Origin of the sequence: Salipiger sp. PrR002, assembly GCF_010500775.1 — a bacterium.
Lineage (GTDB): Bacteria > Pseudomonadota > Alphaproteobacteria > Rhodobacterales > Rhodobacteraceae > Salipiger.
Genome location: NZ_JAAGOU010000099.1, coordinates 1 through 1,085 on the forward strand (window position 1 = coordinate 1; position 1,085 = coordinate 1,085).

At 64.8% G+C, this 1,085-nt stretch carries 1 protein-coding gene; it reads right to left on the bottom strand.

Annotation, left to right across the window (positions count from 1 at the left end; translation table 11 throughout):
* Nucleotides 1–203: 203 nt before the first annotated feature.
* Nucleotides 204–1,085, bottom strand: an 882-nt coding sequence (gene purU / locus G0A00_RS26305) for a formyltetrahydrofolate deformylase (protein WP_164185629.1), incomplete at its 5' end; no start/stop codon positions are given.

Sequence of the window (1,085 nt, forward strand, 5' to 3'; positions counted from 1 at the left end):
AGGGGGCGCTGCCCCCGCCGCACGACCTGCGGCGCTGCTAGAAGTAGGGGGCTCTGCCCCCGCCGCGCTGCGCGCGTCTCCCCCGGGATATTTGGGTCTAGACGAAGAGACGTAGTTCGCCGCTTCGTCTAGATGAAAATATCCCCGCCGGAGGCAGGCCGGAGCGTGCCGCGGGCGGGGATGCGTGGCAAAAGCGCCGCGTTTCAGCCCATGCGTTCCGAGCTGTAGCTGCCCGGTGAGGCGGGGAAGACCACGGTCTTGTCGCCGTTGATGAAGACCCGGCGGTGGGCATGCGCGTGGATGGCGCGGGCCAGCACCTGCGCCTCGACGTCGCGGCCGAGCGAGACGTAATCCTCGGGCGATTGCGCGTGGGTGACGCGGACGATGTCCTGCTCGATGATCGGGCCCTCGTCGAGGTCAGCGGTGACGTAATGCGAGGTCGCGCCGATCAGCTTCACGCCGCGCTGATAGGCCTGCTTGTAGGGGTTGGCGCCCTTGAAGCTCGGCAGGAAGCTGTGGTGGATGTTGATGATCCGCCCCGACATCTTGCGGCACATCTCGTCGCTGAGGATTTGCATGTAGCGCGCCAGCACAATCAGATCTGCGCCCGAGTCCTCGACCACCTGCATGATCGCCGCCTCGGCCTGCGGCTTGTTCTCCTTGGTGACCTTGATGCAGTGGAAGGGGATGTCGGCGTTCACCACCACTTTTTGATAGTCCATGTGATTGGAGATCACCGCGACGATCTCCACCGGCAGCGCGCCGATGCGGCAGCGGTAGAGCAGGTCGTTAAGGCAATGGCCGAAGCGGCTGACCATCACCACCACTTTCATCTTCGACGCCTCGTCGTGGAAGGCGAAATTCATGCCGAAGCTCTTGGCCACGGCGGCGAACGCCTCTTCGAGCGCGGCGATCTCGGCGCCGGTCTCGCTGCGGAAGCTGACCCGCATGAAGAAATTGCCGGTGGCCAGATCGTCGAACTGGGCGCTGTCGGTGATATTGCAGCCCTGCTCGGCCAGAAAGCCGGAGATGGCGGCGACGATGCCGCGGGTCGAGGGGCATTGCACGGTGAGGGCGTAGGAGGA